1 protein-coding gene and 1 pseudogene are annotated in these 1,428 nt (G+C 69.1%); one reads left to right on the top strand and one right to left on the bottom strand.

From position 1 onward, the window contains the following. On the top strand, positions 1 to 223 hold a 223-nt coding region (locus tag ACFYWL_RS31200; RefSeq protein ID WP_386980432.1), incomplete at its 5' end, for a hypothetical protein. On the opposite strand, the pseudogene ACFYWL_RS31195 reads toward ACFYWL_RS31200, so the two are convergent. Beyond that, positions 199 to 1,202, bottom strand: a pseudogene (locus tag ACFYWL_RS31195) (IS5 family transposase). The gene ACFYWL_RS31200 and the pseudogene ACFYWL_RS31195 overlap by 25 nt on opposite strands. Between the last annotated feature and the right edge of the window lie 226 nt (positions 1,203 to 1,428).

Genomic DNA, 1,428 nt, shown 5'->3' with positions numbered 1-1,428 from the left:
CGGGGCCAACCTGGACAACCTTCTCAAGACACTGACGTCCGTGCTACACGATGCGTCCAATCAGCACGGCCGCCGCTACGACACCGCCTACGAGCGGCTACTGGGCTATCTGGAATGGGCCATGGAAGCGGCCAGACTGCTGCGGAACCAGGTCAGCGCCGAGGACCTCCGCGCCCTAGGGCCTGTGGGGAGTCGTGATCAAGGTGTCGGTTGGAGGCTGTGAAGCCAGATGACGGTGCCGCGGAGGTGGAGGGCGGCGAGGTAGCTGTCCGGCGTCTTGTCGTACCGGGCGGCGATCCCGCGCCACGCTTTGAGCTTGTTGATCAGGCGTTCGACGGTGTTGCGGTCCTTGTACAGCTCGGCATCGTGGGTGACCGGCCGTCCGCCGCGCCGGCCCTTCTTCTTCCGGTTGGCGGCCTGGTCCTTCTTCTCCGGGATGACGGCCTTGATGCCGCGTTCGCGCAGGTGGGCGCGGTTGGCGCGGGAGGAGTACGCCTTGTCGCCGGCCACCGCGTCGGGGCGGGTGCGGGGGCGGCCGGCCCGGCCGCGGACCCGGACCTTGGCCAGGACCGGGACGAACTGGGGGCTGTCGGCGGCCTGCCCCGGGGTGAGGGTGAAGGCCAGTGGCCGGCAGCGGCGGTCGGCTGCCACGTGGACTTTGCTGGTCAGCCCGCCGCGTGAGCGGCCCAGGGCGGCTGCTTTCAGCCGTGCCCGGCGTCGTCGGTGCAGGCGTCGGCGCTCGTCCCGGCGGGCGGCTTCGGCCGCATCGCCGGGTTCTGCGGCACCTTGATCCTTTTGTTCCTTGCCGTGGCCCCCCTTTCCTCCGCCAGTGCCTTCTCCAGCGCGGACAGCGTCTCGGCGTCCACCCTCATGCCGGCCGCGTCGTGATGCGCTCTCGCAGTGGTGGAGTCCACGCTGACCAGGGAAAGGTCCACCTGGTCCCGCCGTGCGGCCTCAGCGATCACCGCCTCCATCAGGGCCTGGAAGACGCCCGCGTCGCGCCACTGGCGAAACCGGTCGTAGACCGTGGACCAGTTCCCGAACTCCTCCGGGACCTCCCGCCACTGGGCCCCGGAGCGAAACCTCCAGATCACGCCCTCGAAGTGATCCCGCAGCCGGTGCGGATACGGGCCGTAGGCGCCTATCGGGAGCAACGGCTCCACCAACGCCCATTCGTCATCGCTCAGTTCACGTCTCGCCACACGAATGTTCTACCAACCGAATGATCACGACTCCCCACAGGCCCTAGGGTCCAGGCGACCCCCGCCGATGTCTCGCTTGCCAGAAGGAAGTCCGGCACGTAGGCGCTTCCCAGCCGAACCTGGCGGCGGACCCAGGTCCCGTGGTTGCCCCTGACGGTGCTGGCGAGGAGAGGAGGGTGCCTCTCCAGCAGCGCCTGCATATCCCTCTCCGACGTCGCCGTGTCGA

It is taken from the genome of Micromonospora sp. NPDC002575, from assembly GCF_042889525.1.
GTDB classification, from domain to species: domain Bacteria; phylum Actinomycetota; class Actinomycetes; order Mycobacteriales; family Micromonosporaceae; genus Micromonospora; species Micromonospora carbonacea.
Note: the sequence above shows the minus strand (reverse complement) of the source record. Positions and strands in the feature narration are given on the sequence as shown.